At 73.0% G+C, this 22,561-nt stretch carries 15 protein-coding genes and 1 pseudogene; 6 read left to right on the top strand and 10 right to left on the bottom strand.

Translation table 11 applies throughout. The annotated features are described in order from the left end of the window. The first annotated feature begins 58 nt into the window (after window positions 1-58). From ADL22_RS29445 to ADL22_RS34295, 4 genes are all read left to right on the top strand, one after another. A complete protein-coding gene (locus ADL22_RS29445) occupies window positions 59-1,027 on the top strand; it encodes a tetratricopeptide repeat protein (RefSeq protein ID WP_066986589.1) in 969 nt (322 codons plus the stop codon). 655 nt (window positions 1,028-1,682) lie between these two features. Further along, window positions 1,683-2,309: a DUF6230 family protein gene (locus tag ADL22_RS29440; protein ID WP_066986586.1), complete on the top strand. Its 627-nt coding sequence runs from the start codon at window positions 1,683-1,685 to the stop codon at window positions 2,307-2,309. A gap of 182 nt (window positions 2,310-2,491) precedes the next feature. Next, window positions 2,492-3,055 carry a DUF6114 domain-containing protein gene (locus tag ADL22_RS29435; protein ID WP_066986583.1) on the top strand — a complete coding sequence of 188 codons (564 nt, stop codon included), beginning with the start codon at window positions 2,492-2,494 and terminating at the stop codon, window positions 3,053-3,055. Beyond that, the gene (locus ADL22_RS34295; protein ID WP_234430902.1) at window positions 3,045-4,532 is read left to right on the top strand and encodes a hypothetical protein; all 1,488 of its coding nucleotides are present in this window, start codon (window positions 3,045-3,047) and stop codon (window positions 4,530-4,532) included. Before ADL22_RS29435 ends, ADL22_RS34295 begins: the two co-directional genes overlap by 11 nt. On the opposite strand, the gene pyk is transcribed toward ADL22_RS34295, so the two are convergent. The 3 genes from pyk to pta all read right to left on the bottom strand — a co-directional run bounded on the left by pyk (window position 4,427) and on the right by pta (window position 9,249). Next, the gene (pyk, locus tag ADL22_RS29425; RefSeq protein WP_066986577.1) at window positions 4,427-5,854 is read right to left on the bottom strand and encodes a pyruvate kinase; all 1,428 of its coding nucleotides are present in this window, start codon (window positions 5,852-5,854) and stop codon (window positions 4,427-4,429) included. The two genes, ADL22_RS34295 and pyk, sit on opposite strands and share 106 nt — an antisense overlap. Window positions 5,855-5,915: 61 nt before the next feature. Continuing rightward, entirely contained in the window at window positions 5,916-7,127 is a 1,212-nt protein-coding gene (locus tag ADL22_RS29420) for an acetate kinase (RefSeq protein ID WP_066986574.1), read from the bottom strand. A 28-nt stretch (window positions 7,128-7,155) separates the two neighbouring features. Next, entirely contained in the window at window positions 7,156-9,249 is a 2,094-nt protein-coding gene (gene pta / locus ADL22_RS29415) for a phosphate acetyltransferase (RefSeq protein ID WP_066986571.1), read from the bottom strand. A gap of 275 nt (window positions 9,250-9,524) precedes the next feature. Between pta and ADL22_RS29410 the strand changes: the two genes are divergently transcribed. Then, window positions 9,525-10,550, top strand: a complete 1,026-nt coding sequence (locus tag ADL22_RS29410) for an ATP-dependent 6-phosphofructokinase (RefSeq protein WP_066986568.1) — start codon at window positions 9,525-9,527, stop codon at window positions 10,548-10,550. A 138-nt stretch (window positions 10,551-10,688) separates the two neighbouring features. Here ADL22_RS29410 and ADL22_RS29405 read toward each other — a convergent pair whose 3' ends face one another. The 5 genes from ADL22_RS29405 to ADL22_RS29385 all read right to left on the bottom strand — a co-directional run bounded on the left by ADL22_RS29405 (window position 10,689) and on the right by ADL22_RS29385 (window position 17,941). After that, entirely contained in the window at window positions 10,689-13,268 is a 2,580-nt protein-coding gene (locus tag ADL22_RS29405) for an ABC transporter permease (RefSeq protein ID WP_066986565.1), read from the bottom strand. Window positions 13,269-13,379: 111 nt separating this feature from the next. Then, on the bottom strand, window positions 13,380-14,168 hold the full coding sequence (locus ADL22_RS29400) for an ABC transporter ATP-binding protein (protein WP_066986562.1): 789 nt from the start codon (window positions 14,166-14,168) through the stop codon (window positions 13,380-13,382). 299 nt (window positions 14,169-14,467) lie between these two features. Continuing rightward, the gene (locus tag ADL22_RS29395; RefSeq protein WP_066986559.1) at window positions 14,468-15,178 is read right to left on the bottom strand and encodes a helix-turn-helix domain-containing protein; all 711 of its coding nucleotides are present in this window, start codon (window positions 15,176-15,178) and stop codon (window positions 14,468-14,470) included. A 394-nt stretch (window positions 15,179-15,572) separates the two neighbouring features. Then, window positions 15,573-16,289, bottom strand: a complete 717-nt coding sequence (locus ADL22_RS29390) for a response regulator (protein WP_066986556.1) — start codon at window positions 16,287-16,289, stop codon at window positions 15,573-15,575. Then, window positions 16,286-17,941: an ATP-binding protein gene (locus ADL22_RS29385; RefSeq protein ID WP_066986553.1), complete on the bottom strand. Its 1,656-nt coding sequence runs from the start codon at window positions 17,939-17,941 to the stop codon at window positions 16,286-16,288. The genes ADL22_RS29390 and ADL22_RS29385 overlap by 4 nt, the downstream gene beginning before the upstream one ends. Before the next feature lie 170 nt (window positions 17,942-18,111). Between ADL22_RS29385 and ADL22_RS29380 the strand changes: the two genes are divergently transcribed. Beyond that, the gene (locus ADL22_RS29380; RefSeq protein WP_066986549.1) at window positions 18,112-19,506 is read left to right on the top strand and encodes a cation:dicarboxylate symporter family transporter; all 1,395 of its coding nucleotides are present in this window, start codon (window positions 18,112-18,114) and stop codon (window positions 19,504-19,506) included. 52 nt (window positions 19,507-19,558) lie between these two features. On the opposite strand, the pseudogene ADL22_RS29375 reads toward ADL22_RS29380, so the two are convergent. Continuing rightward, window positions 19,559-20,039, bottom strand: a pseudogene (locus tag ADL22_RS29375) (NUDIX domain-containing protein). A 144-nt stretch (window positions 20,040-20,183) separates the two neighbouring features. Beyond that, window positions 20,184-22,559: a 1,4-alpha-glucan branching enzyme gene (gene glgB, locus ADL22_RS29370; RefSeq protein ID WP_420711610.1), complete on the bottom strand. Its 2,376-nt coding sequence runs from the start codon at window positions 22,557-22,559 to the stop codon at window positions 20,184-20,186. Between the last annotated feature and the right edge of the window lie 2 nt (window positions 22,560-22,561).

Raw genomic sequence — 22,561 nt, 5'->3', positions numbered from 1 at the left:
GGCGCCCGCTTTCCGGATCGCTTTCCGGAACGAGCCGCTCAGGGGGGAGGATGGACCCATGCAGCCACGCAACATGTCCATGAGTGGAGTCGTCGACCTCGCCGCGGTGAAGGCGGCCGGGGAAGCGAAGCAGAAGGCCGAGCAGGCGCGCGCCGACGCGGCCCGTACGGGCGCGGCGCCGGCCGGGGCCACCCGCCTGGTGTTCGACGTCGACGAGGCCGGGTTCCAGCAGGAGGTCCTGCAGCGGTCCACCGAGGTGCCGGTCGTCATCGACTTCTGGGCCGAGTGGTGCCAGCCGTGCAAGCAGCTCGGCCCGCTGCTGGAGCGCCTCGCGGCGGAGTACGCCGGCAAGTTCCTCCTCGCCAAGATCGACGTCGACGCCAACCAGATGCTGTTCCAGCAGTTCGGGGTGCAGGGCATCCCGGCGGTGTTCGCGGTGGTCGCGGGCCAGCCGATCCCGCTCTTCCAGGGCGCGGTCCCCGAGGCGCAGCTGCGGCAGGTGCTGGACCAGCTGGTGCAGGTCGCCGAGCAGCAGTTCGGCATCGTGGGCGCGCCGGTGGACCCGGCGGCGGCCGGGCCGGACGCCGCCCCCGCTCCGCAGCCGGCCGGCCCGTACGACGCGGCGCTGACCGCGGCGGCCGACGCGCTGGACGCCGGCGACCTCGGCGGCGCCATCCGCGCCTACCGCAACGTCCTCTCCGACGACCCGGCCAACCCCGAGGCCAAGCTCGGCCTCGCCCAGGCCGAACTCCTCGAGCGGGTGCAGGACCTGGACCCGCAGGCGGTGCGCACCGCGGCCGCCGAGAACCCCGCCGACGTCCGCGCCCAGATCGCCGCCGCCGACCTCGATCTGGTGGGCGGTCATGTCGAGGACGCCTTCGGGCGGCTGGTCGACACCGTGCAGCGCACCGCCGGGGACGACCGCGAGGCCGCCCGGGTGCGGCTGCTGGAACTCTTCGAGGTGATCGGCGCGGACGACCCGCGCGTGACGAAGGCGCGGACGGCCCTGGCGCGCGTCCTGTTCTGAGGGACTTCCGAGCGTCCCGCCCCGGCCGGCGCGCTTTCCGGGCCCTTTTCCCTCCTGCCCGGATCTGCCCCGCGGCGGCGTTCGAACGGCACCACCGGCAAACGGAACGGCGGCCACGTTTTACCGAAACTTGGTAAACGTGGCCGCTGTTACTTGGAGTAAGCCTCAACACCCAACCTGTCGGCTTCTGTTGTGAATTGCCCCTTGTTCGGTCCGCGTTAACGGCGACGCTCGGTGCGCGGGTGATCTCTGTGCGTCGCGGGGCGGTTATCGGTCCGTTACCCGCAAGTAACGAGGGCCTTGTGCGGCGGCCGCGAATGGACGACGATCGGCCACGCTCGGTCCCTTCCCGCAGCCCGGCAGCCGGTCGGCGCCGCGGGTTTCGAAGGGGTCCCCACCGAGTGGGCCGGCGGCAGTGGCGCCGGCCGTGGACAGGGGGGTCTCTGCCCCGACGGCAGGGCCTGTCCGGTGAGGTTGCGCGAGAGCGTGGCCAGTGGTTGTCGCTCGGGGGTGATCGCCGGTATTCGGAAACACACAGTGCCTCCGAGACGGGCGCTCTCCTTCCCGAGGACGTAGCACTTCTCCCATCCCAGGTGCGGCCTGCCCAACGGGCGCGGCACGTACCGGAGATGTACGTCCGAGAAGGAGGAAAGTCATGGAGTCCCTGACTCGCGGCGGGACCAGATGGAAGCGGTTCGCCGTCGTCATGGTGCCGAGCGTCGCGGCCACCGCCGCGATCGGCGTCGCCCTTTCGCAGGGTGCCCTGGCGGCGTCGTTCGCCGTGTCCGGCCAGCAGTTCAAGGTGAGAACGTCCAGCCTGGAGGGCCACGAGTTCGTCCAGTACGGTGCGGTTGACGCCCAGAAGGACGGTAAGAACGTCCCGGTGGCGGTGTCGGCGTTCGGCCGCGCCACGATCCACAACCTGTGCCAGTCCGTCGTCGTCCCCGTCCCGGTCTTCGGCGACGTGACGATGAAGCTTGAGGCGGGTGGCGGCGAAACGCCGGTCCAGGCCAAGAACCTCTACATCGACCTGGACCACCTGAAGGCGGACGCCACTTTCCACGACATCAACATCGGTGTCGCGGCCGGCTCCTCCAAGCTGGGCCCCGGGATCAAGCCGGGCGACAAGACCGACCCCGGCTCCTTCGCCCAGGAGGCCAAGTCGGTCGAGCTGAGCAACGTCGAGCAGCGCGCCTGGGCCACCACCGCCGGCACGTTCGAGCTCAGCGGCCTGCAGATGAACGTCAGCAAGGGCTCGGGCAAGAAGTACGAGTGCTACTGACGGCTTAGGCGTGCGGGCGCGGGGGCGAGTCGCGCGGCCCACCGGCCGTTGCCCCGTGCCCGTACGCCGGGCAGCGTCACGACGTACCCACAGAACCACCGATGTGCCAGTCCCGAGGAGCCGTACGACATGAGCGAGCGGAGCGAGAACTCCCGGCCCGCCGACCGTAGGGAGGCCGGCGCATGAGCGCTGCAACGCAATCACAGCCGGGCCAGGCTCGCGGCCGGAAGCGGCAGGCGTTCCGCCAGTGGCGCGGCCAACGGCCGTTCTGGGGCGGGCTGCTGACGCTGCTGGCCGGCCTCCCGATCATGTACTTCCCCTATGCCCATCTGACCCTGGGGTCCCTCACCATCCGGATGGCGACCACGGCCGGCGCCGGTTCGCTGATCATCGGCGTGCTGCTGGTGGTGCTGGGCCTGACCATGTGGTTCCAGCCGGCCTCGCGGGTCTTCGCCGGTGTCGCGGCGATCCTGCTCGCCCTGGTCTCGCTCGTCGTCTCGAACTTCGGCGGCTTCGTGGTCGGCTTCCTGATGGGGCTGATCGGCGGCGCGCTGAGCGTCTCGTGGGCGCCGGGGACTCCCGTGCGGACCGCCGGGGCGGACGAGGATCCCGACCGGATCGTCGGGCCGGTGGTCGCCACCAGCCCCGCGCCGCCGGCCGGCGGTCCCGGGGCGGGCGACGGACCGGGCGGCGTGTCAGGAACGTTCCCGACCAACGGAAGCAACGGGAGGCACCGTGCCGGGTGACGAGCGGCCCGAGGAGAACGCGGCCGGCCGGACGAGCGGGCCCCGGCACGCGGCGCCCAGGAAGCCGCTGCTGACGCGGCTGCACATGCCCGCGGGCAAGGCGATCGCCATCGCGGCGATGCCGTCCGCCGTCCTCATGGGCATGGGGCTCACGCCCCAGATGGCGATCGCCAAGCCGGCGCCGCCGGAGAGCCCGTTCCGGGGCGGCCCGTGCGTCAGCGCGCCGGACACCTCCGGCCACGACGCCAAGAGCAAGGACGCCAAGGACAACAAGGACGCCAAGGACGCCAAGGACAAGGACGCCAAGGACGCCAAGGGCAAGGACGGCGACGCGAAGGACGCCAAGGACGGCTCTCCCTCCGCGGACCCCTCCGCCACCCCGTCGCCCTCGGCCTCGAAGGACGCCGCCGACAGCGGTACTCCGTCCGCCACCCCGTCCGCGTCCGCGACGCCCTCGCCGTCCGCCTCGGCCACGCCCGAGAAGCACGACGGCCTGCTCGGCGGGATCGGCGACGCGCTCGGCGGCCTCTTCGGCGTGCACAAGGACACCCCGTCGCCGTCCGCCACGCCGAGCCCGTCACCGTCCGCCACGGCCTCCAAGGACACGGCCTCCAAGGACACCGGCGGCAAGGACGAGGCCGCCAAGGACTCCGCGGCGCCCGGCGACTCCGGGAAGGACGCCGGCAGCTCGCCCGTCAAGGACGTGCTCGGCACCGTGGACCGGGGCCTGAAGGACCCGTCGAAGACGGTCAACGACACCGTGCACGGCGCCGTCGGCACGGTCGACGGCAATCTCCCCGGCGGCGGCCTGGACGGCAAGGACGCCAGCGGCAAGCCCGGCTACCCCTGCGTCGTCGAGAACAAGCAGGCCGGCAAGGACGAGCAGACGCCGGTCACCCTCGCGGACCTCCCCTGGCACCTGGAGTCCACCGGGCTGACCCTGCGCGGCCTGGACTACGCGGGCGTCGTCAACGTCATGACGCAGAACGGCCACACCAAGCAGGCCCTGAAGTTCACCGCGGACTCCATCGACATCGCCGATCTGCACCAGATCGTGGACGACCCGGCGTCCGGCAAGCACTACCACGTGCGGTCCACGCCGGGCTCCACGTCCACCATCCGCGGCGGCAAGGTGACGCTCTACACCGAGCGGCTCCAGGGCAACCTCTTCGGGCTGATCCCGATCGTCTTCGACCCGGAGCACCCGCCGCCGATCAACGTCCCGTTCGCCTACTTCAGCAAGGTGAAGCTGGACCAGGCGGGCCAGTTCGGCGGCACCCTGCACGTCCCGGGCAAAAAGGGGGGGGGGGCCCCCCCCCCCCCGGGGGGGGGCGCCCCCCCGCCGTTTTGGCCGTCCGGCCGAGCCGCGCGTCAGGCGCGCTCGTTGCCGAGGTGGTGCACCCGCACCATGTTGGTGGTGCCGGGGACGCCGGGGGGCGAACCGGCGGTGATGATCATGGTGTCGCCGGGGTTGTAGCGCTGGAGCTTGAGCAGCTCGGCGTCGACCAGCTCGACCATCGCGTCGGTGTTGTCCACGTGCGGGACGACGAAGGCGTCCACGCCCCAGCTCAGCGTGAGCTGGTTGCGGGTGGCGACATCGGTGGTGAAGGCCAGGATCGGCTGCGCGGCGCGGTAGCGGGAGAGCCGGCGGGCGGTGTCACCGGACTTGGTGAACGCCACCAGCGCCTTGCCGTCCAGGAAGTCGGCCATCTCGCAGGCCGCGCGGGCCACCGCACCGCCCTGCGTACGCGGCTTCTTGCCGGGCACCAGCGGCTGCAGGCCCTTGGACAGCAGCTCCTGCTCGGCCGCCTCGACGATCTTCGACATGGTCTTGACGGTCTCGATCGGGTACTGGCCCACCGAGGACTCCGCGGAGAGCATCACCGCGTCGGCGCCGTCGAGGATGGCGTTGGCGACGTCGGACGCCTCGGCGCGGGTCGGCCGGGAGTTGGTGATCATCGACTCCATCATCTGGGTCGCCACGATCACCGGCTTGGCGTTCCGGCGGCACATCTCCACCAGGCGCTTCTGCACCATCGGGACCTTCTCCAGCGGGTACTCCACCGCCAGGTCGCCGCGCGCCACCATCACCGCGTCGAAGGCCATCACGACCTCCGCCATGTTGGCGACCGCCTGCGGCTTCTCCACCTTGGCGATGACCGGGACCCGGCGGCCCACCTCGTCCATGACGCGGTGCACGTCGTGGACGTCCTTGGCGTCGCGGACGAAGGACAGCGCGACCATGTCGCAGCCCATGTGCAGGGCGAACTTCAGGTCCTCGATGTCCTTCTCGGACAGCGCCGGGACGTTGACCGCGGCACCGGGGAGGTTGATGCCCTTGTGGTCGGAGATGACCCCGCCCTCGATGACGATGGTGCGCACCCGCGGGCCGTCCACCTCGACGACCTGGAGGGCGACGTTGCCGTCGTTGATCAGGACCGGGTCGCCCTTGGAGACGTCGCCGGGCAGGCCCTTGTAGGTGGTGCCGCAGATGTGCTTGTCGCCGGGCACGTCCTCGGTGGTGATGACGAACTCGTCGCCGCGGACCAGCTCGACCGGGCCCTCCGCGAAGGTCTCCAGGCGGATCTTCGGGCCCTGGAGGTCGGCCAGCACGCCGACGGCGCGGCCGGTCTCCTCGGCGGCCTTGCGGAGGCGGTGGTACCGCTCCTCGTGCTCCGAGTGGCTCCCGTGGCTCATGTTGAAACGGGCCACGTTCATGCCGGCCTCGATCAGCGTCTTCAGCTGGTCGTAGGAGTCGACGGCGGGGCCCAGGGTGCAGACGATTTTGGAACGGCGCATGGCTGGATCCTATCGGGTTTGTTTCGCAGCGGAATATTCCAGCTGGTGGAAGACCTAGCTGTCAGGCGTTGACCAGGGCGTATGTCTGCCGGGCGATCTCCAGTTCCTCGTCGGTGGGGACCACGGCGACCGCGACCCGCGCGTATTCGGGCGAGATCAGCCGGGGCTCGCCGGACCGCTCGGCGTTCAGCGACGCGTCCACCGCCAGGCCCAGCTCCTCCAGGCCGGCGATGGCGGCGGCCCGCACCGGCGCGGCGTTCTCGCCGACGCCCGCGGTGAAGGCGACCGCGTCGACCCTGCCGAGCACCGCGTAGTAGGCGCCGATGTACTTCTTCAGCCGGTGGATGTAGATGTCGAAGGCGAGCGCGGCCCGCTCGTCGCCCTCGTCGATCCGCCGCCGGATCTCCCGCATGTCGTTGTCGCCGCACAGCCCGAGCAGCCCGCTCTTCTTGTTCAGCAGTTCGTCGATCTCGTCGGTGGACATCCCGGCGACCCGCTCCAGGTGGAAGGTCACCGCCGGGTCGATATCACCCGAACGGGTACCCATCACCAGGCCCTCCAAGGGGGTCAGGCCCATCGAGGTGTCCACGCACCGGCCGCCCTGGACGGCGGACGCCGAGGCGCCGTTGCCCAGGTGCAGCACGATCACGTTGACCTCCTCCGGCGCCTTGCCCAGCAGCTCGGCGGTGCGCCGGGAGACGTAGCCGTGCGAGGTGCCGTGGAAGCCGTAGCGGCGGATCCGGTGCGCGTCGGCGGTCGCCACGTCGATCGCGTAGCGCGCCGCGTGCTCCGGCATCGTGGTGTGGAAGGCGGTGTCGAAGACCGCGATCTGCGGGAGGTCCGGGCGCAGCGCCTGGGCAGTGCGGATACCGGTGATGTTCGCCGGGTTGTGCAGCGGCGCCACCGGCACCAGCCGCTCGATCTCCTTGAGCACCGCGTCGTCGATGACGGTCGGCGCGGTGAACTTCAGCCCGCCGTGCACCACCCGGTGGCCGATCGCGGCCAGCTCGGGGGAGTCGAGGCCCAGCCCGTCGGCGGCCAGCTCGCCGGCCACCGCCTTCAGCGCGGCGTCGTGGTCGGCTATCGGGCCGGTGGTCTCGCGGGTGGCGCCGCCGGCCGCCAGCGGATGGTGGGCCAGGCGCGAGGTCGCCTCACCGATCCGCTCGACCAGGCCGGTGGCGAGCCGGGCGCCGCCGGCCATGTCGAGCAGCTGGTACTTCACCGACGAGGAGCCGGAGTTGAGGACGAGGACGCGGGTGGCGTTGGCAGTCATGAAGGGTCTTTCCGGGTGGGGGGAGGGGTCAGGCGGTGCGGCCGGCGCCGGGCAGCGCGCCCTGGGCCTGGATGGCGGTGATCGCCACGGTGTTGACGATGTCCTGGACCAGGGCGCCGCGCGAGAGGTCGTTGACCGGCTTGCGCAGGCCCTGCAGCACCGGGCCGACCGCCACCGCGCCCGCCGAGCGCTGGACGGCCTTGTAGGTGTTGTTGCCGGTGTTGAGGTCCGGGAAGATCAGCACGGTGGCCTGGCCGGCCACGGCGGAGTCCGGCAGCTTGGTCGCCGCGACCGCCGCGTCCACCGCCGCGTCGTACTGGATCGGGCCCTCGACCAGCAGGTCCGGGCGCCGCTCGCGGACGATCTCGGTGGCCTTGCGGACCTTGTCGACATCGGCGCCGGAGCCGGAGGTGCCGGTGGAGTACGACAGCATCGCGATCCGCGGCTCCACGCCGAACTGCGCGGCGGTGGCGGCGGACTGGATGGCGATATCGGCCAGCTGCTCGGCGTCCGGGTCGGGGTTGACCGCGCAGTCGCCGTAGACCAGCACCCGGTCGGCCAGGCACATGAAGAAGACCGACGAGACGATCTGGGCGTCCGGCTTGGTCTTGATGATCTCGAAGGCCGGGCGGATGGTGGCGGCGGTGGAGTGCGCCGCGCCGGAGACCATGCCGTCGGCCAGGCCCTCCTGCACCATCAGCGTGCCGAAGTACGACACATCGGCGACCACGTCGTAGGCCAGCTCGTAGCTGACGCCCTTGTGGGCGCGCAGGGTCGCGTACAGCTCGGCGAACCGCTCGCGCAGCGGGGAGGTCTGCGGGTCGATGATCTGGGCGTCCGCGAGGTCGATGGCCAGGTCGGCGGCGCGCTTGCGGATCGCCTCCTCCTCGCCCAGCAGCGTCAGGTCGCACACATCGCGGCGCAGCAGCACGTCGGCGGCGCGCAGCACCCGCTCCTCGGTGCCCTCGGGCAGCACCACCCGGCGGCGCCCGGACCGGGACCGCTCGATCAGCTCGTGCTCGAACATCATCGGCGTGACCCGGCCGGAGCGGGCGACCGAGATCCGGTCGGTCAGCTCCGCGGTGTCCACGTGCCGCTCGAAGAGGCCGAGCGCGGTCTCCGCCTTGCGCGGCGAGGCGGCGTTCAGCTTGCCCTCGATGGCGAACAGCTCGGCGGCGGTGGGGAACGACCCGCCCGGTACGGAGACCACCGGCGTGCCGGGCGCCAGGCGGGCGGCCAGCGCCATGATGTCCGGGCCGGGCCGCTCGTCGAGGGTGAGCACCACACCGGCGATCGGCGGGGCGCCGGCGCTGTGCGCGGCCAGCGAGCCGATGACGAGGTCGGCGCGGTCCCCGGGGGTGATCACCATGCAGCCGGGGGTGAGCGCCTTGAGGAAGGTCGGCAGCATCGCGCCGCCGAAGACGAAGTCGCGGGCGTCCCGGGCCAGCCCGGAGTCGTCCCCGAGCAGCACCTCGGCGCCCAGCGCCTGGACGATCTGACCGACGGTCGGCGCGGAGAGCGAACCGTCCTCCGGGAGCGCGTAGCACGGCACCGGCAGCCGGGCCGCGAGCCGCTCCACGATCGCGGTGCGCTCCTCCGGGGCGACGCGGTTGACGACCAGCGCGACCACATCGCAGCCCAGCGTGGTGTAGGCGCGGTAGGCGTTGCGGGCCTCGGCGCGCACCGACTCGGCCTCCTGGCCCTGGCCGCCGACCACCGGTATCACCGCGGCGCCGAACTCGTTCGCGAGCCGGGCGTTGAGCGCCAGCTCGTCCGGGAGGCTGGTGGCGGCGTAGTCCGAGCCGAGCACGAGGACGTACTCGTACTCCCGGGCCACCGCGTGGAAGCGGTCGACGAGCAGGGACACCAGTTCGTCGGTGCCGCGCTCGGCCTGGAGGGCGGCGGCCTCGTCGTAGCCGATGCCGTGGACGGTCCCGGCGGGCTGGGAGAGGCGGTAGCGGGCCTTGAGGAGTTCGAAGAGCCGGTCGGGTCCGTCGTGGACCAGTGGGCGGAACACCCCCACCCGGTCGACGTGGCGGGTCAGCAGCTCCATGACCCCCAGCTCGATGACCTGGCGTCCGTCGCCGCGGTCGATACCGGTCACGTACACGCTGCGCGTCACGTGTGCACTCCGTCCGTTCCGATGGCCGCGAGGCTCCGCGCTCGCGGGATTTCCCTGGTCACAAGGTCAAAATTACCCGTTATTGTGGGCTTGCCCCTCTTGACAATACCTGCGCGGGTGGCTAGGTCGCTCTCCCAGTTTCCCTGGCGCGCCCGGGGCGGGGACAGTGGGGGGTGGTCCCCGTGTGCGTCCGGGGCCGGGGTCGGACCGTGCCGCACATGAAACAATCGGACCGGCTCACACGAACCGACAGCGAGCACAGGAGACACAGCACGATGCGTATCGGAGTCCTCACCGCGGGCGGCGACTGTCCCGGCCTGAATGCTGTGATCCGGTCCGTCGTCCACCGCGCCCTGACCGGCCACGGCGACGAGGTCATCGGCTTCGAGGACGGTTTCAAGGGCCTGCTCGACGGCCGCTTCCGCAAGCTCGACCTGGACGCGGTCAGCGGCATCCTCGCCCGCGGCGGCACCATCCTCGGCTCCGCCCGCCTGGAGCGCGCCCGGCTCCGCGAGGCGTGCGAGAGCGCCAAGGACTTCTCCCGCGAATACGGGATCGACGTCCTGATCCCGATCGGCGGCGAGGGCACGCTCACCGCCGCCCGGATGCTCGCCGACGCCGGTATGCCGGTGGTCGGCGTCCCCAAGACCATCGACAACGACATCTCCTCCACCGACCGCACCTTCGGCTTCGACACCGCCGTCGGCGTGGCCACCGAGGCCATCGACCGCCTGAAGACCACCGCCGAATCGCATCAGCGGGTGATGGTCGTGGAGGTCATGGGCCGGCACGCGGGCTGGATCGCCCTGGAGTCCGGGATGGCCGGCGGTGCGCACGGCATCTGCCTCCCGGAGCGCGAGTTCGACGTCAACGACCTGGTGCGGATGGTGGAGGAGCGGTTCGCGCGGGGCAAGAAGTTCGCGGTGGTCTGCGTCGCCGAGGGCGCCCACCCGCGCCCCGGCACCATGGACTACAAGAAGGGTGCCATCGACCAGTACGGCCACGAGCGGTTCTCCGGTATCGGCACCGCGCTCGCCCGCGAGCTGGAGCAGCGCCTGGGCAAGGAGGCCCGCCCGGTCATCCTCGGCCACGTCCAGCGCGGCGGCACCCCCACCGCCTACGACCGGGTGCTGGCCACCCGCTTCGGCTGGCACGCCGTGGAGGCCGCGCACCGCGGCGACTTCGGCCAGATGACCGCGCTGCGCGGCACCGACATCGTGATGGCGCCGCTGGCCGACGCGATCACGGAGCTGAAGCGGGTGCCGGCGAGCCGGATGGCCGAGGCGGAGTCGGTGTTCTAAAGGCGGGGCCGGGTCGCTTTTCAGGCGTCCTGACGGCTCGTCAATACGCGGCGGGCGGCGCGCTGTTGAGCGCGCCGCCCGTTTCGTGTCCGCGTCTCGGCGGGGGGCCGGCCCGGTGACCGGCCCCCCGTGCCCGCCTCAGTGGGCGCCGATCGCCTCCAGCATGTTCAGCCGCGCCGCCCGGCGGGCCGGCCACAGCGCGGCCAGCACCCCCACCACCAGGGCGGTCAGCAGGAACAGCCCGAGCCGGTCCCACGGCAGCACCATCCGGTACGAGGTGAACGACGCGGCCACCAGCTCACCGCCGGCCCAGGCCAGGAAGATCCCCACGCCGATGCCCAGCACCGCGCCGAACAGCGAGATCACCACCGACTCCAGCCGGACCATCCGCTTCACCCCGCCCCGGGCCAGCCCGATGGCGCGCAGCATCCCGATCTCCCGGGTCCGCTCGAACACCGACATGGCGAGGGTGTTGACCACCCCGACCACCGCGATGACCACGGCCATCCCCAGCAGCCCGTAGATCATGTAGACCATGGTGTCGATCTGGCCCGCGGTCTCCTTGCGGAGGTCCTCGCGGCTCTGCACCTTCAGCAGCGGGCTGTCGCCGAACGCCCGCCGGATCTCCCCGGCGGTCCGCTCCGACCGGCCGTCGCGGACCTTGACCAGCAGCTCGTCGTCCCGGATCCGGTCCAGATGCGGATCGACCAGCGCGGTGGCGGCGAACGACTCGCCCAGGACGGGGTTGTCCGCGTAGACCGCGCCGACCCGCACGGCCACCCGCTTCTTGTCGAAGAAGACCAGGGTCACCGTCTGGCCGGCCCGCCAGCCGTGCTCCTTGGCGCCGGTCTGCGAGACCGCGATCCCGCCGGACCGCACCGCGGCCATCGAGCCGTCGGTGACGTTCAGCGAGGTCACCTTGGCGATCTGGTCCAGGTCGGTGCCGTGGACGTAGCCGAAGCCGCCGTCCGGGCCGCTGCCGCCGTCCGGGAGGGTGTAGCCCGCCCCGCGCACCGGGGCCGCCGCCGCGACGTCCGGGAGCTTGGCCACCCGCGCCGACGCCGCCGGGTCCAGGCCGGTGCCGGTCGAGGTGGAGACCTTGTAGTCGGCGGTCAGGCCGGCCGCCGCCATCCGGTCCAGCGCCAGCTGCGACGAGTGGCCGGCCACGGTCAGGCCGGTGATCAGGGTCAGGCCGATCATCAGCGCCGAGCCGGTCGCCGCCGTCCGGCGCGGATTGCGCAGCGCGTTCTCCTTGGCCAGCTTGCCGGCGACGCCGAACAGCCGGGTGGTGACGAGTCCGGCCAGCGACACCAGCGGACGGGACAGCAGCGGCGCCAGGACGATCATCCCGGTGAGCGTCAGCGCCGAACCGCCCATCGCCACCGGGATGTTGTCGTCGCCCTTGAGGGTGGAGACCCACAGCATCACCGCGACACCGGCGGCGGTCAGGAGGGCGCCCAGGACGTTGCGGACGACCAGGCTCCGGACGGCCGGCGGCGCGTCGACGGTGCTCAGCGCCTCCACCGGCGCGATCCGCGCGGCCTTGCGGGACGGCAGCCAGGCGGCCAGCACCGTCACGCCGACGCCCACGGCCAGGGACGCGGCCACCGCCGAGGGGCTGATCACGACCGGCCCGTCCGGGAACCCGGCACCCTGGGCCGTCAGGAAGGCCCGCAGCCCCACCGCGATCCCGGTGCCCAGCCCGAAGCCGACGACCGAGGACAGCAGCCCCAGCAGCCCCGCCTCGACCAGCACCGAGCGCACCACCTGGCGGCGCGAGGCGCCCACCGCGCGCAGCAGCGCGATCTCGCGGGTGCGCTGGGAGACCAGCATGGTGAAGGTGTTGGCGATGATGAAGACGCCGACGAACAGCGCGATGCCGGCGAAGGCCAGCAGGGTCCCGCTCAGCGCGCGGTTCCGGTCGGCGATCAGCCGCGCCTGCTCGGCGGCCAGGTCATGGCCGCTGGTGGCCTGGGCGCGGTCGGCCGGGAGCAGCGCGCGCACCCGCGCGGTCAGCGCCCGCTGGTCGGTGCCGGGCGCGGCCGCCACCACCAGCTCGTCGAACTGGCCCGGGTGCAGGAACATCCGCTGCGCGGTGGCGGTGTCGAACAGCGTCAGGCTGCCGCCCGCGGTCACCGCCGGATCGTCGGTGGCCACGATCCCGACCAGCTTCTTGGTCAGCACCGGGCCGTCGGTGGCCAGCCGCACGGTGTCGCCGAGGCGGTAGCCGGCGGTCCGCGCGGTGGACTCGGCCAGCGCGATCTCGTCCGGTCCGGCCGGGCCGCGGCCCCGGACGAGCGGGTAGCGGGGGTCGGTGCCGTCCGGTCCGGGCCGGTAGTTGGTGGCGCGGTTCTGCCAGCCGTTGCCGATCGGGTGGCCGTCGCCGCGGGCGGCGAGGGTGGCCTCGCCGGTGACGTCGGCGCGGACGCCGGTGACGCCGGGCAGTGCGCGGATCCGGTCCGCCAGCCGGTCGTCGAGGGCGGTGGCGCGCTTGCCGTCCTTGTCCGGGCCGCCGTGCGCGTCCGGGGGAGAGATGGCCTGAATGGAGACGGCGACGTCCTTGAGATTGCGGGCCGAGGCGTTCTTGACGGCCTCGCCGACGGTATCGCTGAAGATCAGGGTGCCGGCGACGAAGGCGACGCCGAGCAGGACCGCGAGCGCGGTCATCATCAGCCGGGCCTTGTGCGCGAGGAGGTTGCGCAGAGCGGTGCGGAACATGGTGGTGGTGTCAGTCCTGGGTGCGAAGGGGCGGGCCCGTCAGGCGGGGCCCGGTGGCGCGGGGCGGCGGCCGGTCGGCCACGACCGGGCCCAAGTGGGGCCGGGAGTCGGCTAGTTGGTCCGTCCGGCGGCGTCGAAGCGCCGCATCCGGTCCAGTACGGCGTCCGCGGTCGGCTCGTACAGCTCGTCCACGATCCGGCCGTCGGCGAGGAAGACCACCCGGTCCGCGTAGCCGGCCGCGACCGGGTCGTGGGTGACCATCACCACGGTCTGGTCCATCGCGCGCACCGACTCCCGCAGGAAGCCCAGCACTTCGGCGCCGGAGCGGGAGTCGAGGTTGCCGGTCGGCTCGTCCGCGAAGATGATCTCCGGCTGGGCGGCCAGCGCCCGCGCCACCGCGACCCGCTGCTGCTGGCCGCCGGAGAGCTGGGCCGGACGGTGCGCCAGCCGGCCCGTAAGGCCCACGGTCTCCACGACCCGGGAGACCCACTCCCGGTCCGGGCGGCGGCCGGCGATGTCCATCGGCAGCGTGATGTTCTCCAGCGCGGTCAGCGTCGGCAGGAGGTTGAACGCCTGGAAGATGAAGCCGATCCGGTCGCGGCGCAGCCGGGTCAGCTGCTTGTCGTTCAGCTGGGCCAGCTCGACGTCGCCGATCCGGGCCGAGCCGCCGGTCACCGAGTCCAGCCCGGCCATGCAGTGCATCAGCGTGGACTTGCCGGAGCCGGACGGCCCCATGATGGCGGTGAAGCGGGCCCGGGCGAACTCCACGGTGACGGAGTCCAGCGCGACGACGCGGGTCTCGCCCTGGCCGTAGACCTTGCTGAGGTCGGTGGCGCGGGCGGCGGCGGCCGCGGTGGCGCGGGCGGGGGCGGCGGAACGGGGGACGGCGGCGTGCGGCACCACAACTCCAAGGGAGGGAGGGCGGGAGGAAGGGAGCGTTCCGGCGGCGCCCCCTCGGGAAGAGGGAGCGCCGAACGCTCTTCCATCCTCGATGCCGCGGACCGGCCCGTCTTCGGCCGCAGGGACCGAAAGCCGGACCGGCCGGAAGTGCCACGCCCGGCCCGCGCGTCCTCCTCGGGACGGACACCGGTCCGTCCGCAGACCGACACGGGACGACACGGACGACGCGGAACCGCCGGGCGGGGGCCGGTGGCCGGCGTCAGGCCCAGCCCCCCGGGCTCAGGCCCAGCCCCCCGCGCTCAGATCCCGGTCTCCCCGACCCGCCGCCAGAATTCGGCCACCACCTCGTCGAGGAAGTCCCGCCCCGCCTTGCCCGCCTCCCCGGACGCGTCCCCGCCGGTCCAGCTCAGCGAGGCCGTCATGGTCGCGTGGTACTCCTCGTGCAGCGCCTGCAGCGCGTCCTGGATCCGCTCCTTGGGCAGCGGTACGAGCTTGCCGACCGGCCGGACGTAACCCTGCCAGCGGGTGGTGGCCGCGCTGGTCAGCAGCTCCGCCAGGCGCTCCTCCTGGCCGGTGAAGCGGAGCAGGGCGGGCAGCGGCAGCCGCAGCGTCTCGGCCAGCGCCGCGGCCTGCCGGTCGGAGCCCGACCACCGCCCGCCGGCCTCCAGCCGCTCGTACGCGGCCGGGTCCATCCCGACCCGCAGGGCGAGGTCGTCCGGCGCCAGGCCGAGCGCCAGCCGGAATTCGCGGAGCGTGCCGGGGGCGCCGAGGAGTTCGGCGGGAGAGCACCACAAAGCGCCCGCCAGCGCGGTCAACTCGGCCTCGGTGGGGGAGCTTTCCCCCAATTCCCAGGACGCCACCGTGGCGGGCTCCAGGCGCATTCCATAAGCGGCCCAGATTCCGTAGGCGACATGCGCGTGGGTCATGCCCAGGGCCTCGCGCAGCCGGCGAGCGGCGTCGGCGTTGAAAGGGGGCCGGCGTGCATCCCCGTCGTGCGTGTTCACCGGCACACGGTAAGTGACGAGGTGGCGTCGTACCTATCGTACGGATGTCCAAGTTTCCTGGTTGGAGGATTGTACGGGGCTTTCGGTGGCCTCCGGCCAACTTTCGCAGCTTTCCCGCCAAGCCGCGTCCGAAACCGCCGCTGGCCAGCCGTTTCGTGCTTCCGGCGGCCGGTGTGCCGGGCCGGGGCGCGGACCGGGAATGCGGTGCGTTCCGCGAAGGCGATCGGACGGTAATTCCCGAAGAAAGCGAAAATCCGCGCCGATACGCGAATCCGGGCCGCCGGGATTCGCCGCCCGGGAATCGGGGTGCGGGATTCGGCGCGCCGGTAACGGGCGGGCGCGCACCGTCCGCCGCCGGAAACGGCCCGCCGGCGACCCGGCCCCCGGAAAATCCCGCCGCTCACCGTTCCCCCGCCCCCCGCGCGCCGCCGTCCGCCCACCGGTAGCGCAGCTCCGGGCGGCCCACCTGCCCGTACTGCGGGGCGCGCACCGCCCGGCCGGACTCCACCAGGTGCTCCAGATAGCGGCGCGCGGTGATCCGGGAGATGCCGACGTGCGCGGCGGCCTGGGCCGCGGTCAGCCCGCCGCCGGACGCCCGCAGCCCCTCGGTCACCGCCCGCAGGGTCGCCGGGGTCAGCCCCTTCGGCAGCGCGGCCGGCCGCGGGGCGCGCAGCGCGGCCAGCGCCCGGTCCACCTCGTCCTGCCCGCTGGCCTCCCCGCTGGCCGCCCGGAACTCCGCGTAGCGCAGCAGCCGGTCCCGCAGCGTGCCGAAGGTGAACGGTTTCAGCACGTACTGCACCACGCCCAGCGAGACGCCCTCGCGGACCATCGCCAGATCCCGCGCCGAGGTCACCGCCACGATGTCCGCGCCGTGCCCGGCCGCGCGCAGCGTCCGCACCAGCTGGAGCCCGTGCCCGTCCGGCAGGAACAGGTCGAGCAGCAGCAGGTCCACCGGATGCTGGTCCAGGTGGCGGCGGGCGCCGGCGACCGAGTGCACCGTCCCGGACACCGCGAAGCCGGGCACCCGCCCCACGTACAGCGCGTGCGCGGCCGCCGCGACCGGATCGTCCTCGACGACCAGGACCCGGATGGCGGCGGCCTCCTCCGCGGCGCTCACCGGGCCACCGCCCCCTCCGCCGCCCGCAGCGGCAGCCGTACGGTGAACCGCGCGCCGCCCGCCGGCCCCCGGTCCAGCGCGATGGTGCCGCCGTGGCGGCGCACCGCCTGCCGGACCAGCGCCAGGCCCAGCCCCCGGGCGGTGCCCCCGCCGGCCGCCTCCTTGGTGCTCCAGCCGCGCCGGAAGACCTCCGCGGTGGCGTCCGCGGCGACCCCCGGCCCGTTGTCGGCGACGCACAGCAGCAGTTCGCCGCCGTCCGCCCGGGCGGTGACCCGCACCTGCGGCGGCGCGCCGTGCCCCTGCGCGGCGGCGTCCAGCGCGTTGTCGATGAGGTTGCCGAGGACCGTCACCAGGTCGCGGGCGGGCAGGTTGGGCGGTATCACCCCGTCGTCGATCCGGCTGTCGGGGGTCAGCACCAGCTCGCCGCCGTGCTCGTTGGCCTGCGCCGCCTTGCCCAGCAACAGCGCGGCCAGCACCGGTTCGGCGACGGCGCCCACCACCCGGTCGGTCAGCGCCTGCGCCAGCTCCAGCTCGGCGGTGGCGAACTCCACCGCCTCCTCGGCCCGGCCCAGTTCGATCAGCGAGACCACGGTGTGCAGCCGGTTGGCCGCCTCGTGCGCCTGCGAGCGCAGCGCCTCCGCGAAGCCCCGTACGGAGTCCAACTCCCCGGACAGCGCCTGGAGTTCGGTGTGATCGCGCAGGGTGACGACGGTGCCGCGGTGCCGGCCGCCGGAGACCGGCGCGGAGTTGACCACCAGCACCCGCTCACCGGTCAGATGCAGTTCGTCCACGCGCGGCCCGGCCGTCCGCAGCGCCCCGGTCAGCGGCTCCGGCAGCCCCAGCGCGTCCACCGGCCGGCCCACCACGTCGCCGGCCAGCCCCAGCAGCTCCCGCCCGCCGTCGTTGATCAGCGCGACCCGGCCGTCCCCGTCCAGCATCAGCAGCCCCTCGCGGACGGCGTGCAGCGCCGCCTCGTGGTAGTCGTACATCCGGGACAGCTCGGCGGCGTTCATCCCGTGGGTGTGCCGGCGCAGCCGGGCGTTGACCACGTACGTGCCCAGCCCGCCCAGCGCCAGCGCCGCCGCGGCCACCCCCAGCAGCGCCAGCACCTGGTCGCGCAGCTGCTCGCTGATGGTGGCGATGGTGATCCCGGCGCTGACCAGCGCGGTGATCCGGCCGCCGCGCGCGGGGTCGCGGACCGGCGCGACGACCCGCACCGACGGGCCCAGCACGCCCATATGCGTCTCCGCGAAGACCTCGCCGCGCAGCGCCGGGCCGGTGTGGCCCAGATACTTCCCGCCGATCGCGGACGGCTCCGGATGCGTCCAGCGGGTGCCGTCCGGCGCCATCACCACGACGAAGTCCACCCCGGAGTCCCGCCGCAGCCGCTCGCAGTACGGCTGCAGCGCGGCGGTGGGGTCCTGCGCGCGGGCCGCGGCCGCCACCGCCGGGGAGTCGGCGACCGCGGTGGCCGCCGCCGTCGCCTGCCGCCGCGCGGTCTCCTCCGCCTGCCGCCCGGCGCTGACGTACGCGAACACCGCGCAGACCGCGACCACCGCCGCCACCAGCACCACCTGCACGGCGAAGAGCTGGCCGGCGAGGCTGCGGGGGCCGGGCAGCCGCCGCGGCGGACGGGGACGGGGCAGACGCATGCGGAACAGTCTGCCCGGTCACTTTTACGTGAACGAAATGTACGCAAGGGTGACCAGCGCCACAGCGCCGTGCATAGTCGCCGGGACCTGTTGTCGCCGAGACCTGTTGTGCGCCGCGAGCCGCGAAAGCGGCGCACCACCGCAGGCCCAGTAAGAAAGGCAGGGCAGCCGTGGCTGCACAGACCCCGTCCCCCCGGGGCACCGCCGACAAGGCGCCGCCGGCCAAGCGGGACCGGACCCATGTCCTCTACCTCGCCGTGATCGGCGCGGTGCTGCTCGGCATCGCCGTCGGCCTGGCCGCGCCCGGCACCGCCGTCCAGCTCAAACCGCTGGGCACCGGCTTCGTCGCGCTCATCAAGATGATGATCTCGCCGGTGATCTTCTGCACCATCGTGCTGGGCGTCGGCTCGGTCCGCAAAGCGGCCAAGGTCGGCGCGGTGGGCGGGCTGGCGCTCGGCTACTTCATGGTGATGTCCACCGTCGCGCTGGCCATCGGCCTGCTCGTCGGCAACGTCCTGCACCCCGGCTCCGGCCTGCACCTGACCGACGCCCTGCGCCACGCCGGCCAGGCGCAGACGGCCGGCGCCCACCAGTCCACCACCGACTTCCTGCTCGGCATCATCCCCGACACCCTGGTCTCCGCCCTCACCAAGGGCGAAGTCCTCCAGACCCTGCTGGTGGCGCTCCTCGTCGGCTTCGGGCTCCAGGCCCTCGGCCCGGCCGGCGAACCCGTACTGCGCGGGATCGGCCACGTCCAGAAACTGGTCTTCCGCGTCCTCTCCATGATCATGTGGGCGGCACCGGTCGGCGCGTTCGGCGCGATGGCCGCCGTCGTCGGCGCCACCGGCCTCGACGCCCTGAAGTCCCTGGCCGTCATCATGGTCGGCTTCTATCTGACGTGCCTGCTCTTCGTCGTCGTGGTGCTCGGCGCGCTGCTCCGCCTGATCGCCGGGATCAGCGTCTTCGCGCTGCTGAAGTACCTCGGCCGCGAATTCCTCCTCATCCTCTCCACCTCCTCCTCCGAGTCCGCCCTGCCCCGGCTGATCGCGAAGATGGAGCACCTGGGCGTCAGCCGCCCGGTCGTCGGCATCACCGTCCCGACCGGCTACAGCTTCAACCTCGACGGCACCGCGATCTACCTGACCATGGCCTCCCTCTTCATCGCCGAGGCGATGGACAAGCCGCTCTCCCTCGGCCAGCAGGTCTCCCTCCTGCTCTTCATGATCATCGCCTCCAAGGGCGCGGCCGGCGTCACCGGCGCGGGCCTGGCCACCCTCGCCGGCGGCCTCCAGTCCCACCGCCCCGAACTCGTCGACGGCGTCGGCCTGATCGTCGGCATCGACCGCTTCATGAGCGAGGCCCGCGCCCTGACCAACTTCGCCGGCAACGCCGTCGCCACCCTCCTCATCGGCACCTGGACCAAGGAATTCGACCGCCCCCGCGCCACCGAAGTCCTCTCCGGCCGCCTCCCCTTCGACGAACGCACCCTCACCGCGGACGCCCACGGAAGCGGACCCGCATCCGCCGACTCGGCCGACGCCACCAAGGCGTCCGCGGCGGTCTGACACCACCGGCCGAGAGCGGGAAGGGGCGGGCGCCGAGGGCGACCCGCCCCTCCTAGGCGACGGGTGTGCCGTCCCGCAGGTACCGCGGCCGTCCCGTGCCGAGCGCCCCTACCGCCGCCTCGAAACGGCGCCGCATCCGGTCGCCGAGCCGGTCGCCCGCCTCCCCGGCCGTGAAGAAGGCGGCTCGGACAGCCCGTCGGCCCGGCCCTGGGACAGCGTCCCGCCGTCGAGGACGAACGCGATCAGGTCGTCCCACGGCCCGTGCGGGGCGACCCAGTCCACCACCAGCAGCCCCGCACCACCACCGCCAGCCCCAGCTCCTCCCTCAGCTCGCGGCCCACCGCGTCCTCGGGCGACTCGTTCGCCTCCGCCATACCGCCGGGCAGGTCCCAGCCGGGCTTGTACGTGGGGTTCACCAGGAGCACCCGCCCGGACGGGTCGCGCAGCAGTACATCCGCGGCGACCCGCTTGCGGGCCTGCGTGGCATTGCCCTCGGCGAGGTACGCGTTCCAGGCCGCCGCGTCAGCGGGGATACGGGGTGCCTCCCGGTGACGGCGGGACGGTGTCGGCCGGCAACAGCATGGTGGCCACGGCGCTGACACGAACCGCACCGTGCCGGCCTCCAGGTATACGGGAGGGCGGGCACCCCCGGGTGCCCGCCCTCCCATACGTGGGTGTCACGCCGGCGTCAGCCAGATCGTGGCCAGGGGAGGCAGGACGACCGTGAGGGAATGGCGGCGGCCGTTCCAGGGGAGGGGTTCGGTTTTGCGGGGGTCGGGGTTGGTGACGCCGCTGCCGCCGTAGTGAGGGGCGTCGGTGTTGAGGAGTTCCTGCCAGACGGGGGTGGTGGGCGGGACGCCGAGGCGGTATTCGTGGCGGACGACGGGGGAGAAGTTGGTCACCGAGATCAGGGGGGTGCCGTCGGCGGCGAAGCGGAGGAAGGAGAAGACGTTGTCCTCGCTCGCGTCCGCGTCGATCCAGGCGAAGCCGGCCGGGTCGGTGTCGCGCTGCCAGAGGGCGGGGGTGGCCGCGTAGTGGCGGTTGAGGTCGCGGACGAGGTCGCGGATGCCGCGGTGGTCCGGCTCGGCCTCGTAGGACGGGTCGAGCAGCCACCAGTCGGGGCCGTGCCGTTCGGCCCATTCGGCGCCCTGGGCGAACTCCTGGCCCATGAAGAGGAGTTGCTTGCCCGGGTGGGCCCACATGAAGCCCAGGTACGCGCGGTGGTTGGCGCGCTGCTGCCACCAGTCGCCGGGCATCTTCGAGACCAGCGCGCGCTTGCCGTGGACCACCTCGTCGTGCGAGATCGGCAGGACGTAGTTCTCGGAGTAGGCGTAGATCATCGAGAAGGTCATCTCGCCGTGGTGGTACTTGCGGTGCACCGGGTCCTTCTCGACGTAGCCGAGCGAGTCGTGCATCCAGCCCATGTTCCACTTCAGGCCGAAGCCCAGCCCGCCGAAGCCGCCCGGCCCGACGTGGTGGGTGGCGCGGGTGACGCCGTCCCAGGCGGTGGACTCCTCGGCGATGGTGACGACGCCGGGGCAGCGGCGGTAGACGGTGGCGTTCATCTCCTGGAGGAACGCGACCGCGTCGAGGTTCTCCCGGCCGCCGTGGACGTTCGGGGTCCAGTTGCCGTCCTCGCGGGAGTAGTCGAGGTAGAGCATCGAGGCGACCGCGTCCACCCGGAGTCCGTCGATGTGGAACTCCTCGCACCAGTACACCGCGTTGGCGACCAGGAAGTTCCGCACCTCGGTACGGCCGTAGTCGAACTCCAGGGTGCCCCAGTCCGGGTGCGCGGCCCGCGACGGGTCCCCCGGCTCGTACAGCGGCCGGCCGTCGAACTCCGCCAGCGCCCAGTCGTCCCGCGGGAAGTGCGCCGGCACCCAGTCCATCAGCACGCCGATCCCGGCCCGGTGCAGCGCGTCGATGAGGAACTTGAAGTCGTCGGGGGTGCCCATCCGGGCGGTCGGCGCGTAGAAGCCGGTCACCTGGTAGCCCCACGAGCCGCCGAAGGGGTGCTCGGCGACCGGCATGAACTCGACGTGGGTGAAGCCGAGGTCCTTGACGTAGGCGGGGAGCTGGGCCGCTAGCTGACGGTACGTCAGACCGGGGCGCCAGGAGGCGAGGTGGACCTCGTAGACGGAGAAGGGGGACGTGTGCACGGGGCGCTCGCCGCGGCGGGCCATCCAGTCGCCGTCCCGCCACTCGTGGTGCGAGGTGTGCACGACGGAGGCGGTGGCGGGCGGGCACTCGGTGCGGCGGGCCATCGGGTCGGCGCGGACGGTCTTGGAGCCGTCCGGGCGGGTGATCTCGAATTTGTAGAGTTCGCCCTCGCCCAGGCCGGGGAGGAACAGCTCCCAGACGCCGGACGAGCCGAGCGACCGCATGGGGGAGCCGGTGCCGTCCCAGTAGTTGAAGTCGCCGACGACGCGGACGCCCTGGGCGTTGGGGGCCCAGACGGTGAAGCGGGTGCCGCCCACGCCCTGGTGCTCCATCACCCGGGCGCCGAGCGCCTGCCACAGCTGCTCGTGCCGGCCCTCGCCGAACAGGTGCAGGTCCAGCTCGCCGAGCGCGGGCAGGAAGCGGTACGGGTCCCGGACGGTCAGCACGGTCTCGCCGTAGTCGATGACCAGGCGGTAGTCGGGGATCTCGGCGTGCGGCAGGACGCCGGCGAAGAGGCCGTCGCCCTCCGGGTGGAGGCGGGCCCGCAGGCCGTCCGCCACCACGGTGACGGACCGGGCGTGCGGGCGCAGGGCGCGGATCATCAGCCCGCCGGGCACCGGGTGCGCGCCGAGCAGCGCGTGCGGGTCGTGGTGCGCCCCGGCGAGCAGCCGCCCGCGGTCGGTGTCGGAGAGCGGGACGGCGCGGCGCACGCCGGGGTCGCCGCCGGGGAGAGGGGCGGCCGCCCCAGGGCGGGCCGCGGCACCGGGGCGCGCGGCGCCCGGCGCGGGGCGGGGCGCGGTGCCGGACGCGGGGTTCCGGGACGGCGGCGGGGCGGGATGGCGGGCGGTCACGGGTGGGGCCTCCTCGGGCGGTGGTCGGACGGTCGGTTCCAGCG

The sequence above is a fragment of the Streptomyces sp. NRRL F-4489 genome, from assembly GCF_001509485.1.
GTDB lineage: Bacteria > Actinomycetota > Actinomycetes > Streptomycetales > Streptomycetaceae > Streptomyces.
The sequence above is the reverse complement of the archived record's forward strand: the minus strand, read 5'-3'. Positions and strand labels throughout refer to the sequence as shown.

What these genes read in the sequence shown, in the direction of transcription:
- ADL22_RS29440 (WP_066986586.1), top strand. Translation starts at nt 1,683, where the DNA reads ATGGAGTCCCTGACTCGCGGCGGGACCAGATGGAAGCGGTTCGCCGTC.
- ADL22_RS29420 (WP_066986574.1), bottom strand. Translation starts at nt 7,127, where the DNA reads ATGACTGCCAACGCCACCCGCGTCCTCGTCCTCAACTCCGGCTCCTCG.
- ADL22_RS29435 (WP_066986583.1), top strand. Translation starts at nt 2,492, where the DNA reads ATGAGCGCTGCAACGCAATCACAGCCGGGCCAGGCTCGCGGCCGGAAG.
- ADL22_RS29405 (WP_066986565.1), bottom strand. Translation starts at nt 13,268, where the DNA reads ATGTTCCGCACCGCTCTGCGCAACCTCCTCGCGCACAAGGCCCGGCTG.
- ADL22_RS29385 (WP_066986553.1), bottom strand. Translation starts at nt 17,941, where the DNA reads ATGCGTCTGCCCCGTCCCCGTCCGCCGCGGCGGCTGCCCGGCCCCCGC.
- ADL22_RS29410 (WP_066986568.1), top strand. Translation starts at nt 9,525, where the DNA reads ATGCGTATCGGAGTCCTCACCGCGGGCGGCGACTGTCCCGGCCTGAAT.
- ADL22_RS29445 (WP_066986589.1), top strand. Translation starts at nt 59, where the DNA reads ATGCAGCCACGCAACATGTCCATGAGTGGAGTCGTCGACCTCGCCGCG.
- pyk (WP_066986577.1), bottom strand. Translation starts at nt 5,854, where the DNA reads ATGCGCCGTTCCAAAATCGTCTGCACCCTGGGCCCCGCCGTCGACTCC.